The organism is Nonomuraea sp. NPDC051298, from assembly GCF_055586305.1.
Map to the genome: position 1 here is coordinate 160,071 of NZ_JBVJIM010000012.1, position 14,165 is coordinate 174,235.

Annotated in this window: 11 protein-coding genes; 3 read left to right on the forward strand and 8 right to left on the reverse strand. The window is 70.6% G+C overall.

Annotated features, from left to right (window positions below):
• Window positions 1-326: 326 nt before the first annotated feature.
• A complete protein-coding gene (prcA, locus tag ACZ6S0_RS30805) occupies window positions 327-1,235 on the reverse strand; it encodes a proteasome subunit alpha (RefSeq protein ID WP_465922958.1) in 909 nt (302 codons plus the stop codon).
• A 21-nt stretch (window positions 1,236-1,256) separates the two neighbouring features.
• Window positions 1,257-2,105, reverse strand: coding sequence for a proteasome subunit beta (gene prcB, locus ACZ6S0_RS30810; protein WP_465922814.1), 849 nt, complete (start codon window positions 2,103-2,105; stop codon window positions 1,257-1,259).
• A 212-nt stretch (window positions 2,106-2,317) separates the two neighbouring features.
• On the opposite strand from prcB, the gene ACZ6S0_RS30815 reads away from it, so the two are divergent.
• Window positions 2,318-3,691, forward strand: coding sequence for an extracellular solute-binding protein (locus tag ACZ6S0_RS30815; RefSeq protein WP_465922815.1), 1,374 nt, complete (start codon window positions 2,318-2,320; stop codon window positions 3,689-3,691).
• A 55-nt stretch (window positions 3,692-3,746) separates the two neighbouring features.
• Window positions 3,747-4,796: a DNA polymerase IV gene (locus ACZ6S0_RS30820; protein ID WP_465922816.1), complete on the forward strand. Its 1,050-nt coding sequence runs from the start codon at window positions 3,747-3,749 to the stop codon at window positions 4,794-4,796.
• 357 nt (window positions 4,797-5,153) lie between these two features.
• Here the strand turns inward: ACZ6S0_RS30820 and ACZ6S0_RS30825 are convergent, their stop codons facing one another.
• Window positions 5,154-5,363 (reverse strand): ubiquitin-like protein Pup, encoded by a 210-nt coding sequence (locus ACZ6S0_RS30825; protein WP_043627919.1) that lies wholly within the window; start codon window positions 5,361-5,363, stop codon window positions 5,154-5,156.
• A gap of 146 nt (window positions 5,364-5,509) precedes the next feature.
• On the opposite strand from ACZ6S0_RS30825, the gene ACZ6S0_RS30830 reads away from it, so the two are divergent.
• The gene (locus ACZ6S0_RS30830) at window positions 5,510-5,914 is read left to right on the forward strand and encodes a hypothetical protein (RefSeq protein ID WP_344873561.1); all 405 of its coding nucleotides are present in this window, start codon (window positions 5,510-5,512) and stop codon (window positions 5,912-5,914) included.
• Between the two features lie 25 nt (window positions 5,915-5,939).
• On the opposite strand, the gene dop is transcribed toward ACZ6S0_RS30830, so the two are convergent.
• The 5 genes from dop to arc all read right to left on the reverse strand — a co-directional run bounded on the left by dop (window position 5,940) and on the right by arc (window position 14,095).
• On the reverse strand, window positions 5,940-7,454 hold the full coding sequence (gene dop, locus ACZ6S0_RS30835; RefSeq protein WP_465922817.1) for a depupylase/deamidase Dop: 1,515 nt from the start codon (window positions 7,452-7,454) through the stop codon (window positions 5,940-5,942).
• Between the two features lie 86 nt (window positions 7,455-7,540).
• Complete coding sequence (locus tag ACZ6S0_RS30840; RefSeq protein WP_465922818.1) at window positions 7,541-8,677, reverse strand: acyltransferase family protein; 1,137 nt, start codon at window positions 8,675-8,677, stop codon at window positions 7,541-7,543.
• A gap of 22 nt (window positions 8,678-8,699) precedes the next feature.
• Entirely contained in the window at window positions 8,700-9,731 is a 1,032-nt protein-coding gene (locus ACZ6S0_RS30845; RefSeq protein ID WP_465922819.1) for a pyridoxal-phosphate dependent enzyme, read from the reverse strand.
• Between the two features lie 109 nt (window positions 9,732-9,840).
• Complete coding sequence (hypF, locus tag ACZ6S0_RS30850; protein ID WP_465922820.1) at window positions 9,841-12,096, reverse strand: carbamoyltransferase HypF; 2,256 nt, start codon at window positions 12,094-12,096, stop codon at window positions 9,841-9,843.
• 226 nt (window positions 12,097-12,322) lie between these two features.
• Entirely contained in the window at window positions 12,323-14,095 is a 1,773-nt protein-coding gene (arc, locus tag ACZ6S0_RS30855; protein WP_465922821.1) for a proteasome ATPase, read from the reverse strand.
• Between the last annotated feature and the right edge of the window lie 70 nt (window positions 14,096-14,165).

Consider the following 14,165-nt stretch of genomic DNA (forward strand, 5'->3'; position numbering starts at 1 on the left):
AAGACGCGAAGACGCGAAGACGCGAAGACGCGAAGACGCGAAGACGCGAAGACGCGAAGACGCGAAGACGCGAAGACGCGAAGACGCGAAGACGCGAAGACGCGAAGACGCGAAGACGCGAAGACGCGAAGACGCGGAGGCGCGAAGACGCGGAGGCGCGGAGATGCGGGTGGGATCTGGGCGTGTGGGGGTCTGGTGAACCCCGGGTGTGGGCGGGGGTTCGGGTGCGTGGGGTGCCGGTGAACCGGGTTTCGGCGTGTCGTCGTGCTCAGACGCGGACGCCGGAGGCCATCGCATGGCGGCCCCCGGCGTGAGCGTTACGCGTTCTAGAGCGGCGACGACCCGTCGTCGAGCGGGCCCTCAGGGGCCGTGGGCGGCGGACCGGAGGGGGACTCCCCCGTGGAGCCGCCCGTGGAGCCGCCCGAGGACTCACCCTTGGACTCACCCTTGGAGTCGTTCTTGGAGTCGTTCTTGGAGCCGCCGGCCGAGCCGCCGCCGGAGCCCTCGGCGGACTCCCCGGACGGCGGTGGGCTGGGCGCGGGCGGCGGGGTGGAGGTCTGGGCGAGCAGCCGCTCCAGCCGGGCCCCGGTCAGCCGCAGGAACTTGCGGTGCTCGCGGTTGCGGTCGAGCACCGCCACCTCGAGCTGCCCCACCGGGGGACGCTCCCCACCCGGCTCGGTCAGCGCCGTCAGCGCCACCTCCAGCGCGTCGGCCAGCGACATCGACTCGCGGTAGCGCTCCTTCAGCCGGGTCGCCACCGCCTCGGCCTGACCGCCCATGGCCGCGAAACCGTGCTCGTCGAACACCGACCCGTCGAACGTGAGGCGGTAGATGGCGTCGCCGTCCTTGGTCTCGCCGACCTCGGCGACGACGACCTCCACCTCCAGCGACTTGATCGACTCGGTGAAGATGCGGCCCAGGTTGGAGGCGTAGAGGTTGGCCAGGCCGCGGCCGGTCACGTCGGAGCGGTCGTAGGTGTAGCCGTTGATGTCGGCGTAGCGGATGCCGCCGAGCCGCAGCTCCTCGAACTCGTTGTAGCGGCCCACCGCGGCGAACCCGATGCGGTCGTAGATCTCGCTGATCTTGTGCAGCGCCCGCGACGGGTTGGGCGCGACGAACAGGATGCCGTCGACATATTGGAGCACGACCACGGAACGGCCCCGCGCGATGCCCTTGCGCGCGTAGTCGGCCTTGTCCCGCATGATCTGTTCAGGGGACGCATATCCGAAAGGCATGGACACGTGTGGTGGTCCTTTCTAGCGCAGCGGGGCGATGGGGCCGTCGGGCGAGATCACGCGGGCGTCGAGCATCTGCTGCACGTGGCCGGCGACGTCGTCGTCGGACAGGCGGCGGAAGCCGTCGGCGTCGATCACGGACACGATGGGCCAGATCTTCCTGTTGACGTCGGGCCCGCCGGTCGCCGAGTCGTCGTCGGCGGCGTCGTAGAGCGCCTGGATCAGCGTCATCACGATGTCGTCGGCCGACGCGCCGTCGCGGTAGAGCTTCTTCAGCGACCCGCGCGCGAAGATCGAGCCCGACCCGATCGCGTCGAATCTCTCCCGCTCGTACGGCCCCCCGGCCACGTCGTAGCTGAAGATGCGCCCCTCGTCCCTGACCGGGTCGTAGGCGGCGAACAGCGGGACCACCACGAGCCCCTGCATCGCCATGGCGAGGTTGCCCCTGATCATGGTGGCCAGCCGGTTGGCCTTGCCCTGGACCGACATCGTGCGGCCCTCGAGCTTTTCGTAGTGCTCCAGCTCGACCCGGTAGAGGCGGGCGAACTCGATGCCGGTGCTGGCCGTGCCCGCGATGCCCATGCACGAGTAGTCGTCGGCCCGGAACACCTTCTCCACGTCACGCTGCGAGATGACGTTGCCGGACGTGGCCCTCCGGTCGCCCGCCATGATCACCCCACCGGCGAAGGTGGCGGCCACGATCGTGGTCGCGTGCGGAACCTGGTCGCCGATCGGGGTGGCCAGCACCTCTCCCCGCCGGGGCAGCAACTCAGGCGCATACGAGCTGACGAACTCCGTGAACGAGGAACTTCCGTTGTTCTGGAAAAGCTGGTTCACCAAGCCGACGGGCAGATCCCTGTGCGATGCCACGCGACTCCCTCCAAACGTTCAGTGTTCCTAGGGCGACCCTACTCATGTTGGGTTGCTGTCTGCACTTCCCACGATCAGCTCACGGCGAACCACCCAAATGTGCCGCCCGAAAGGCCCTGTTGGCGCGGAAGGTCGTGCTCGGCTCGTTCTTTACGGCCGCCACGGCCCGTGCGATTGTCGGTATGTCTGCACGTCCTGAACGGGAGGCCGACATGTCACTCCCCAGCCGACCTGCGCTGATCGGGGCCATCGCGGTACTCGCCCTCACCTCCTGCGGCACCGGCACGGGCACGGGCACGGACACCGGCGGCGTCACCCTCACCATCGCCGCCAACTCCATCGAGGGCGGGAAGAACTCGGAGACCGCCCAATGGATCAAGCAGTGGGTGATCCCCGAGTTCGAGCGGACCCACCCCGACGTCAAGGTGCTGTTCCAGCCCAGCGGGGTCGACGACGAGCAGTACAAGACCAAGCTCGCGCTCGACCTCAAGGCGAAGGCCGGCGCCGACGTCATCGACCTCGACGGCATCTGGGTCGGCGAGTTCGCCCAGGCCGGGTACATCAGGCCGCTGGCCGAGGTCGGCGGCGCCACCGTCGAGCAGTGGGAAGGCTGGGCCCAGATCCCGCAGGCGGTGCAGGGCCTCGGCATCTTCGACGGCAAGAAGTACGGCCTGCCCCAGGGCACCGACGGCCGCGTCCTGTTCTACAACAGGACCCTGTTCAGGAAGGCCGGGCTGCCCGAGACCTGGCAGCCCAGGAGCTGGCAGGAGATCATCGACGCCGGCGCCAGGCTCAAGGCCGCCGGCGTGCCCGTCCCCATCCAGATCAACGCCGGCTCCGCCATGGGCGAGGCCACCACCATGCAGGGCGTGCTCCCCCTGCTGGCCGGCGCCGGAGCCGAGGTCTACGCCGGCGGCAAGTGGGCCGGGGCCTCCCAGTCCATGAAGGACGTGCTCGGCTTCTACCGGCAGATCTACGGCGGCAGCGGCCTCGGCGACCCCAAGCTCCAGCAGGAGGCCAAGGGCCGCGACAAGTCCTTCACCCAGTTCGCCGAGGGCGGGATAGGCATACTCGCCGAGAGCGACTACTTCTGGCGCTCCGTCATCGAACCGCAGGCCGGCGTCGCGCCCATGAAGGACCGCGACCAGGCCGTCGGCTACGCCAAGATCCCCGCCAGGCAGCCCGGCGCCGGGATCCGCGGCCAGGACTTCGTCAGCATGTCGGGCGGGGCCGTAAGAGTGCTCAACCCGTTCTCGAAGAACCCCCGGGCGGCCTGGAACCTGCTGGCCTTCATGCACTCGGCCGCCGCCACCAAGTCGCAGCTCGCCGGACAGGTGCGGATCAGCTCACGCGCCGACGTCAACGACGAGGTGCTCACCGCCGACCCGATGCTCAAGTACATCGCCGACGAGATCCTCCCCCTGACCGCCTACCGGCCGGGGCTGGCCGTCTACCCGCAGGTGTCCGCGGCCCTGCAGGAGGCCACCGCCGCCGTCGTCAGCGGTACGGGCGCCGACGAGGCGGCCACCGCCTACCAGGGCGAGCTCGAGGAACTGGTCGGCGGCGCGGCCAACGTCGCAGGCTGACCCCCCACCGGGCTCGGGCCCGGACACCACCTCCCCGCAGGACATACTGGGAGCCATGGGCACCACGTCCGCCAGGCGCTGGATCCTGCACCTCGACCTCGACCAGTTCATCGCGGCCGTCGAGCTCCTGCGGCATCCCGAGCTGCGCGGCAGGCCCGTCGTCGTCGGCGGCTCAGGCGACCCCACCCAGCCCCGTACGGTCGCCGCCACCGCCACCTACGAGGCCCGCGAGCACGGTGTGCACTCCGGCATGCCGCTGCGCACCGCCCTGCGGCGCTGCCCGGAGGCCGTCTTCCTGCCCAGCGACCCGCCCGCCTACGAGGCCGCCTCGGAGCGCGTCATGGCCGTCCTGCGCGACTTCCCCGTGCTCGTCGAGGTCTGGGGCTGGGACGAGGCGTTCCTCGGCGCCACCACCGACGATCCCGAGGCCCTCGCCGCGGACCTCCAGCACGCCGTACGCGCCCGCACCCACCTCGACTGCTCCATCGGCATCGGCGACAACAAGCACCAGGCCAAACTCGCCTCCGGGTTCGCCAAGCCCGCCGGGATCCACCGCCTCACCGGCGACAACTGGGCCGAGACGATGAACCACCGGCCCACCGACGCCCTCTGGGGCATCGGCGCCAGGACCGCCAGGAAGCTCGCCGCCCTCGGCCTGCGCACCGTCGCCCAGCTCGCCGCCGCCGACCCCGCCGAGCTGGCCCGTCACTTCGGCCCCACCAACGGCCCCTGGTACCGCTATCTGGCCCTCGGCAAGGGCGAGGCCGAGGTCGTCACCACTCCCTGGATCGCCCGCGGGCACAGCCGCGAGACCACCTTCACCTACGACCTCACCGACCCGGCAGAGGTGCCCCGCCACATCACCGGCCTCGCCGAACGGGTCACCCGCGACGCCGCCGACGCCGGTCGCGAGATCATCCGGGTCTCGGTCAAGATCCGCACCACTCCGTTCCTGACGCGTACCCGCCAGGCCAAGCTCCCCGCGCCCACCACCGACCCCGCCACCGTCAACCGCGCCGCCCTCGACCTCCTGGGCCGCCACGACCTCACCCGCCCGATCCGCCTGCTCGGCGTGGCCGTCGAGTACACCATGCCCGACCCCTGACCACGCTCACCCCAACCACGACACCCCCACTGAACCCCCGCCGGAGCCGCGCCCCGCGAGCGGGCGCGACAGAGAATGCCCCGGACCTGCCCGCCCTGGAGACCGTGGCCGGCGAACACGCCCGGGACGACCCGTCAGATGGCGCGGAGCCCGCCCTGGCGGGGCGAGCGTGCGCTCGAAGCCGTCGTCTTCACTGCTGTCCGTAACGCTGTCTTTGCCGCTGTCTTCGATGCCGTCTTCGGTGCTGCCATCGACGCCGATCGACGCCGTGGCGGTGCTGGAGCGGACGGTCCGCTCCCGGGTTTCCCGATCTCGCTCGCGCGCGTCACGAAGGCGTGACACGACTCGCGGGAGCGTCTACTGCCCGCCCTTCTGCACGTACGACCGCACGAACTCCTCGGCGTTCTCCTCGAGGACCTCGTCGATCTCGTCGAGGATCGCGTCGACGTCGTCGGTGAGCTTCTCCTGCCGTTCCTGGACGTCGGGCGCCGCCGAGGCCTCGGTCTCCTCGACTTCGGACTCGCGCCGACCGGCCTGCTTCTGACCGCCGGTGTCCTTGGTTGCCATGTCGTACCTCCGCTTGGGGGACTGCCTCTACCGCATATCTTCCCCGAACCGGGCGACATTTCGCGCCGATCGCCCAGTGATCTTGCATGGTTGACTGGATAGCGTTCCTATCCAATAATGAATCCCCGACCACGTAGGAGGTTGAGATGTCCCCTTTGTCCCTGAGTACGGCAGGTGTGCTCCTCATCACAGTCCCGTTGGTGGCCTTCGGCGGCGTGTCGCTGCTGTCGTTCCTCATGCGGAACGTCCCCGGCTACCTCGACAACCCCGTACGCCGCGGCCTGTGGCGGGCCGGTCACGCCCACGCGGGCGTGCTGGTGCTGTTCGCCCTGGTGGCGATGGTGTACGTGGACCAGGCGGCGCTGCCCGACCCGGTGAAGGCCCTGACCAGGACGCTGATCGTGGCCGCGCCGATCCTGATGCCGCTGGGCTTCTTCCTGTCGGTGGTCCGGCCGCGTGACACGAAGCCGAGCAGGCTGATCTGGCTCACCGTGGCGGGCGGCGTGGGCCTCGCGGCGGGCACGCTGACACTGGGGATCGGCCTGCTGTGAAGCGCCGGTGTGGCGGGGAGGCGGGTCAGTCGCCGCCCGTGAGCGCGGCGACGAGGTCGGCGGCGGTGCGGCAGCGGTCGAACAGCTCGCCCACGTGGGCCTTGGTGCCGCGCAGGGGTTCGAGGGTCGGGACGCGCTGGAGCGACTCTCTGCCCGGGATGTCGAAGATGACGGAGTCCCACGAGGCCGCGGCCACGGACTCGCTGTACTGGCGCAGGCAACGGCCGCGGAAGTAGGCCCGGGTGTCGCTGGGCGGGTGCTCCACGGCCCGCTGGACGTCGTCCTCGGTGACCAGGCGCTGCATGCGCCCGCGGGCGACGAGGCGGTTGTAGAGGCCGCGGTCGGGGCGGATGTCGCTGTACTGGAGGTCGACGAGCTGGAGCCGGGGGTGGGACCAGGCGAGGCCGTCACGGCTGCGGTAGCCCTCGAGCAGCTCGAGCTTGGCGACCCAGTCGAGCTCACGGGAGAGCTGCATGGGGTCTTCCGCGAGGCGGGTGAGCACGGACTCCCACCGGTCGAGGACGTCCTTGTTCATCTCCTCCTGGGCGGTGCCGCGCTCCTCGACGTATTTGCGGGCCTGCTCCAGGTATTCCATCTGGAGCTGGACGGCGGTGAGCCGGCGGCCGTCGCGCATGGGGATCTCGTAGCGGCAGCTCGGGTCGTGGGAGACGGCCCGCAGGGCCTGCACGGGGTTCTCGACGGCGAGGTCGCGGGTGAGGAAGCCCTCCTCGATCATGGCGAGGACCAGGGCGGTGGACCCGAGCTTCAGATACGTGGAGATCTCGGACATGTTGGCGTCGCCGATGATGACGTGCAGCCGGCGGTACTTCTCGGGGTCGGCGTGCGGCTCGTCGCGGGTGTTGATGATGGGCCGCTTGAGCGTGGTCTCCAGGCCCACCTCGACCTCGAAGAAGTCGGCGCGCTGGCTGATCTGGAAGCCCTCGCCCCTGGAGTCCTGGCCGATGCCGACCTTGCCGGCCCCGACCACGACCTGCCGGGAGACGAAGAACGGGGTGAGGTGCCGGACGATGTCGGCGAACGGGGTCGCGCGCCGCATCAGGTAGTTCTCGTGGCAGCCGTAGGAGGCGCCCTTGGCGTCGGTGTTGTTCTTGTAGAGCTGGATGGGCGCGTTGGAGGGGACGGCGGACGCGCGGGTGGCGGCGTCGTACATGACCCGCTCGCCGGCCTTGTCCCAGATGACGGCCGCCCGGGGGTTGGTGCACTCGGGCGAGCTGTACTCGGGGTGGGCGTGGTCGACGTAGAGCCGGGCGCCGTTGGTGAGGATGACGTTGGCCAGCCCGAGGTCCTCGTCGGTGAGCTGGCTGGAATCGGCCACCTCCCTGGCCAGGTCGAAGCCGCGCGCGTCGCGGAGCGGGTTTTCCTCCTCGAAGTCCCACCGTGCTCTGCGCGCGCGGGCCGCCGAGGCGGCCAGGTAGGCGTTCACGACCTGTGAGGAGGTCACCATCGCGTTGGCGCCTGGCTGGCCGGGTACGGAGATGCCGTACTCGGTCTCGATCCCCATCACCCGACGCACCGTCATGCAACACCCTCTGTTCGTCCGGGTCTGTCTATCCGCCGTTTATATGCCCGAGCCTATGCCCTTCACAGTGCCCCAGGGTCACAGAGTTATGGCACCGACGCCTTTTCCACCCCTACGGCAGGAGCTGCCGTGATTTGTGCGGATCTGCGGGGCTTGAGTAGCCGCTGGATGGGTCGTTCGGCAAAGGAGTAGACCAGATACGACACGACGATCGCGGCCACCGTCGTGACCGTGGCCACGGCCCAGGGCGGCAGGTCCCCGGTGAGCAGCGGGATCAGGGCCACCGCGACGACGCTATGGAACAGGTAAAGCGGGTATGTCGTGCCGCCGAGCGCGGTGAGCGTCCGTGAGGGCCTGAGCCGGAGCAGGCCGAGCGCCACGAGGGACGTCACGACGAAGATCAGGGTGATGGTGATGATCACGCCGGTGTCCGTGACGGGCATGTTCTTGAACCCGGCCACTTCGATGCGGCCGTGCACGCGGCCGAGGGCGGAGTCGATGGACAGCGCGTACCCGGCGGCGACGTAGAGCCACGGGAGCCAGGCGCTGCCGTGTTTGTGGATGAGGTAGAGAGCCATGCCGGCGACGAAGTAGGGCGCGTAGTTGGGCATGACGATCTCGTTGACGAGGTCGCTGACGGCGGTGTCGTCGAACCATCTCGCGCCGACCACCGCGGCCAGCCAGACGCCGCAGAAGACCAGCACCCGCCCGTACGTCACCCCGACGATCACCAGGATGGACATCAGCAGGTAGAAGCGCAGCTCGGCCCAGAGCGACCAGTAGACGCCGCTGGCATCGGTGATCTTGAATAACCGCTGGAACATGGTGGCGTTCACCAGGTAATCACCTGGGGAAAGTTTTGGGTCCAGCGCCTTGGCCCCGGTCAGGCCGTAGAGGGCGGCGACGGCGGCCAGGCTGAGCCAGTACGCGGGGTAGAGCCGTACGAGGCGGGAGCGGGCGAACGCGCCCAGGCCGCGCCCCCAGACGCTCATGAGGATGACGAACCCGCTGATGATGAAGAACAGCTCGACGCCCAGGATGCCCAGCCCCGCGACGGGGGCCAGCGCCGGGAACAGCTCGGCGGGCCGATCCCCCCACACCGACGCGTAGGCGACCAGGTAGTGGAAGGCGACGACGGCCAGGGCGGCGAGGAAACGCAGGAGGTCGAGTTCGGCCAGCCGGCCGTCCCCGCGAGCGTGTTTCGACCGGTTCGGTGCGTGCACGCCATATTGGACGTAACTCTGATCACTTCGGTTCCACCGGTCCCTCAGTTCCCACCAGCAACACGTGAGAGGCGTCGTCGAGGGCGAGCGCGGCGCGGGCGGAGGGGGTGAGGGCGAGCAGCCCGGCGGCTCCGGCGGCCCCGCACTCGGACAGCGCCACGTCGTGACCGGAGAGCAGGCGGGCGGCGCCGGCGGCCTGCTCGTCGCTGATGGTGACGTAGAGGTCGGCCAGGTGCCGCAGCAGGCGGTGGGCGATCAGGGACGGCTCACGGCAGTCGAGCCGGCCGAGGGTCGTGTGGCCGCCGGGGACGCGGACGGGGTGACCGGCGCGGGCGCTCTCCAGCAGGCAGGGCGCGCCGTCCGGCTCGACGACGACGATCCTGGGCCGCTCGCCCCACCGGTCGCGTACGTACCCGGCCGCGGCGGCGGCCAGCCCGCCCACCCCCGCCTGGACGAACACGTGCGTGAACGACGCCCCCGGCGGGTCGGCCAGCTCGTCGAACAGGACGCTGTAGCCCCGCATGACGTCCAGGGGGACGTCGGTGTAGCCCTCCCACGAGCTGTCGGCCACGAGCCGCCAGCCGTGCTCCCTGGCGGCGTCCGTGGCGGCCGCCATGCTGGCCTCGTAGTCGTGGCCGCTGCGCCGTACGTCGGCGCCGAGGCCGCGCAGCCGGTGCGCGAACGCCTCGGGGACGCCCTCGCTGAGGTACACCACGCAGGGCACGCCCACCTCGGCGGCGCCGGCGGCGACGGAGATCCCGTGGTTCCCCGCGCTGGCGCAGACGAACGGCGCGCCGCCGGGGTCGCGCTCGGCCAGCAGGTGCACGGCGTACGCGCCGCCGAGCGCCTTGAAGCTGCCCAGCCCCATGCGCCCGCTCTCGTCCTTGACGTGCACGGCCCCGGTCCCGGCCAGCCCGGGGATGGTGTGGACGGGCGTCGGCCGGTAGCCGGGGTGCCGGGCGAAGCGGGCGCGGGCCAGGCGGGCGTGCTCGGCGCCGATGAGCGCGCGGTCGTGGGCGGTGTACGGGGCGCGGGCGGGGTTCAGGTACTCCATGATCGCCATGCTAGGCGCGGCGCCCCCGCTCCCCCGGGCAACGCGTCGACCGACGACAGACGACCGAGGCACGGGGTGCGGGGGTGGGTGCGGGGTGCGGAGTGCGGGTTCAGGCGCCGTCCTGGGCGGCGGCGACGGCTGCCTGGCCGAGGCTGAGTCCGCCGTCGTTCGGCGGCACCCGTACGTGCGTCAGCACCCGGAACCCGGCCGCCCGCAGCCGCTCGGCGGTGCGTTCGAGCAGCAGCGCGTTCTGGAAGACCCCGCCGGACAGCGCGACGGCGGTCAGCCCGGTCGACTGCCGGATCGCGGCGCAGGCGCGGGTGACGACGGCGGCCAGCCCGTTGTGGAAGCGGCCCGCGATGACACCGCTGTCCACCCCGGCGGCGAGGTCGGCGGCGGCGGCGCGTACCAGGTCGCCGGACTGCACGACGAGCGGGCCCGCCCCGGTGACCTCGGCGGCGTAGACGCCGGTCTCCGCGGGGTCGGCGTGCTGTTCGAGCTCGATGGCGGCCTGCCCCTCGTACGTGATCCTGTCGCGGATGCCGAGCAGCGCCGAGACGGCGTCGAACAGGCGGCCGGCGCTGGAGGTGAGCGGCGAGTTGAGCCCGCCGGCGGCCAGGCGCAGCACGTCGGCCCAGTGGTCGGCGTTGCGTTCCGCCACGGCCAGGCCGGGGTGCTCGTCGCGCAGGTAGGCGGCGGCCATGCGCCACGGCTGGCGGATGGCGGCGACGCCGCCAGGCATGGGGACCTGGGCGAGGTGGCCGAGGCGTTCGTAGCCGGTCAGGTCGGCGCGCAGGAACTCGCCGCCCCACAGCGTGCCGTCGGGGCCGTGGCCCAGCCCGTCGAAGGCGACGCCGATCACGGGGCCGCGGTCGCCGTTGTCGGCCAGACAGGACGCGATGTGGGCGTGGTGGTGCTGGACGGCGACGTGGTCGACGCCGGCGATCTCCAGGGCATGGCGGGTGGACAGGTAGTCGGGGTGCGGATCGTACGCCACGACCTCGGGACGGATGCCGAACAGGCCGCAGAAGTGCTCGATGCCGTCGGCGAAGGCACGCAGGGTGTCGTGGTTCTCCAGGTCGCCGAGGTGCTGGGAGAGGAACGCGCGCCGGCCCAGGGCCAGGCAGAAGGTGCTCTTCAGCTCGGCGCCGCAGGCGAGCACGGGCCTGCGCACGGTGCGGCGCAGGGCGAGCGGCTCGGGCGCGTAGCCACGGGCGCGGCGCAGCACGGTGACCCCACCGGCGAGGGGCCTCACGACGGAGTCGTCGGCACGGACGTGGATGGGGCGGTCGTGGGTGAGGAAGGCGTCGGCGATGCCGCCGAGGCGGGTCAGGGCGTCGGCGTCCTCGTACGCGATGGGCTCGTCGCAGACGTTGCCGCTGGTCAGCACCATGGGCTCGGCCAGCTCCGCGAGCAGCAGGTGGTGCAGGGCCGTGTAGGGCAGCATGATCCCGAGGCTGCGGTTGCCGGGCGCGACGGACGGGGCGACGGGCGCGCCCGAGCGGCGGGGCAGCAGCACGACGGGCCGCGCCCGGCCGGTGAGGAGCGCCGCGGCGCTGTCGTCGATCTCGCACAGCCTGCGGGCCTGGCGGAGGTCGGCGGCCATCACCGCGAACGGTTTCTCCTCTCGGTGCTTGCGCCCGCGCAGGGCCGCGACGGCCCGTTCGTCGGAGGCGGTCACGGCCAGGTGGTAGCCGCCCAGCCCCTTGACGGCGACGACGCGCCCGGCGCGCAGCAGGGTGGCGGCGCAGGCGACGGGGTCGCCGCACAGCTCGGTGCCGCGGGCGTCGCGCAGCCGCAGCCGGGGGCCGCAGGCGGGGCAGCAGGTGGGCTGGGCGTGGAAGCGGCGGTCAGCGGGGTCGTGGTATTCGCGGGCGCAGTCTTCGCACATGCCGAACCCGGCCATGGTGGTCAGCGGCCGGTCATAGGGGACGCCGCGGACGATGGTGAATCGGGGGCCGCAGTCGGTGCAGTTGACGAACGGATACCGGTGGCGGCGGTCGCCGGGATCGGCGAGTTCGCGCAGGCAGTCGTCGCAGGTGGCGGTGTCGGCGGAGACGAGCGCGCGACCGGGCCCGGCCGGGTCGCTGGCCGCGATCGTGAACCCGCGGTGCCCGGCGGGCTCGCCGCTGACGACGGTGACGCGTTCGATCTCCGACAGGGCGGGGGCGTCGCGTTCGAGCGCGGTCAGGAACTCCTCGACTCCGGTGAGGGCCCCCTCGACCTCGATGTGCACGCCGTTCACGTCGTTGTGCACCCGTCCGGCCAGGCCCAGCCGGTTGGCGAGGGAGTAGACGAAGGGGCGGAACCCGACCCCCTGGACGATGCCCTCGACGTGCACGTCCACCCGTTTGAGCGTGGTCATCTGCCAAGTGTGCGCCTGATCGGGGTGACGCGCATGCCTATCGGCCGTGTCGGCGCGCCTTGTGGCCCAGCCTCACACCGGCCTCACACCGGCCTCCGGCGCGTACGGCGGGCGGGCGGCCGAGGACCGGCCCAGGACCAGCCCGGGACCAGCCCGGCGGGCAGGCCGGGAAAGGCGGCAGGGCCGCGCCACACGTATGGTGCGCGGCCCTGCCGTCCAGGGGGCCTTACAGGTATTGGCCGGTGTTGGCGACGGTGTCGATGGACCGGCCGGCTTCGGTGCCCTGCTTGCCGGAGACCAGCGTGCGGATGTAGACGATCCGCTCGCCCTTCTTGCCGGAGATGCGGGCCCAGTCGTCGGGGTTGGTGGTGTTGGGCAGGTCTTCGTTCTCGGAGAACTCGTCCACGCAGGCCGTGAGCAGGTGCTGCACCCGCAGGCCCTTCTGGCCGCTGTCGAGGAACTGCTTGATCGCCATCTTCTTGCCCCGGTCGACGATGTTCTGGATCATCGCGCCGGAGTTGAAGTCCTTGAAGTAGAGCACTTCCTTGTCGCCGTTGGCGTAGGTCACCTCGAGGAAGCGGTTTTCCTCGCTCTCGGTGTACATGCGCTCGACGACGCTCTGGATCATCCCCTGGATCGTGGCCTCGCGGGAGTCGGAGTGCTCCGTGAGGTCCTCGGGGTGCAGGGGCAGGTCGGCGACGAGGTACTTCGAGAAGATGTCCTTGGCCGCCTCGGCGTCCGGCCGCTCGATCTTGATCTTGACGTCCAGGCGGCCGGGCCGCAGGATCGCCGGGTCGATCATGTCCTCGCGGTTGGAGGCGCCGATGACGATGACGTTCTCCAGGCCCTCGACGCCGTCGATCTCCGACAGGAGCTGAGGGACGATGGTGTTCTCCACGTCGGACGACACGCCGGAGCCCCGGGTGCGGAAGATCGAGTCCATCTCGTCGAAGAACACGATCACCGGTGTGCCCTCCGAGGCCTTCTCACGAGCGCGCTGGAAGACCAGGCGGATGTGCCGCTCGGTCTCGCCGACGTACTTGTTGAGCAGCTCCGGGCCCTTGATGTTGAGGAAGAAGCTCTTGCCGGACTGGCCGGTCTTCTCCGCGACCTGCTTGGCCAGGGAGTTGGCGACCGCCTTGGCGATGAGCGTCTTGCCGCAGCCGGGCGGGCCGTAGAGCAGCACGCCCTTCGGGGGACGGAGCTTGTGCTCGCGGAACAGGTCGGCGTGCAGGTAGGGCAGCTCGATGGCGTCCCTGATCTGCTCGATCTGCCGCGACAGGCCGCCGATCTCCTCGTAGGAGATGTCGGGGACCTCTTCGAGCACCAGCTCTTCGACTTCGGACTTGGGTATGCGCTCGTAGACGTAGCCCGAACGAGGCTCGAGCAGCAGCGAGTCGCCCGCCCTGATGGGCTGGCCGACCAGCGACTCGGCCAGTCGCACGACGCGCTCCTCGTCGGCGTGTGAGATGACCAGGGCCCGCTTGCCCTCGTCGAGCAGTTCTTTGAGCATCACGATCTCGCCGACCTCTTCGTAGCCGAGAGCTTCGACCACGTTGAGCGCCTCGTTGAGCATGACCTCCTGGCCACGCCGGAGCGAGTCGACGTCGACGGCCGGGCTGACGTTCACCCGGAGCTTGCGGCCGCCGGTGAACACCTCGATCGTGCCGTCTTCTCTGGCCTCCAGGAAGGTGCCGAAACCGGACGGCGGCTGCGCCAGCCGGTCGACCTCCTCCTTGAGGGCGACGATCTGGTCCCTGGCCTCCTTGAGGGTTGCCACCAGGCGCTCGTTCTGGCCGGTCACGGCCGCGAGATTCGCCTGTGCCTCATGAAGACGCTCTTCGAGGACCCTGGCCTGACGGGGTGACTCGGCCAGCTTCCGCCTCAGCGCGGTGATCTCCTCCTGGAGGAAGGAGACCTGTGTTGAAAGATCAGCGACCTCCCGTTCGCGCTGCGCGGCTCGAGCCTCAGCATCATCGCGAGCTGCCACGCCCGTCACCTCCTTCCCAGTCGAGGGCGACTACTAAGGACCTTACCTATCTCGGGCCCCTCCGTAACCTGGCCGGGCA

What these genes read in the sequence shown, in the direction of transcription:
- ACZ6S0_RS30815 (WP_465922815.1), top strand. Translation starts at nt 2,318, where the DNA reads ATGTCACTCCCCAGCCGACCTGCGCTGATCGGGGCCATCGCGGTACTC.
- ACZ6S0_RS30845 (WP_465922819.1), bottom strand. Translation starts at nt 9,731, where the DNA reads ATGGAGTACCTGAACCCCGCCCGCGCCCCGTACACCGCCCACGACCGC.
- dop (WP_465922817.1), bottom strand. Translation starts at nt 7,454, where the DNA reads ATGACGGTGCGTCGGGTGATGGGGATCGAGACCGAGTACGGCATCTCC.
- ACZ6S0_RS30830 (WP_344873561.1), top strand. Translation starts at nt 5,510, where the DNA reads ATGTCCCCTTTGTCCCTGAGTACGGCAGGTGTGCTCCTCATCACAGTC.
- ACZ6S0_RS30825 (WP_043627919.1), bottom strand. Translation starts at nt 5,363, where the DNA reads ATGGCAACCAAGGACACCGGCGGTCAGAAGCAGGCCGGTCGGCGCGAG.
- prcA (WP_465922958.1), bottom strand. Translation starts at nt 1,235, where the DNA reads ATGCCTTTCGGATATGCGTCCCCTGAACAGATCATGCGGGACAAGGCC.
- hypF (WP_465922820.1), bottom strand. Translation starts at nt 12,096, where the DNA reads ATGACCACGCTCAAACGGGTGGACGTGCACGTCGAGGGCATCGTCCAG.
- ACZ6S0_RS30820 (WP_465922816.1), top strand. Translation starts at nt 3,747, where the DNA reads ATGGGCACCACGTCCGCCAGGCGCTGGATCCTGCACCTCGACCTCGAC.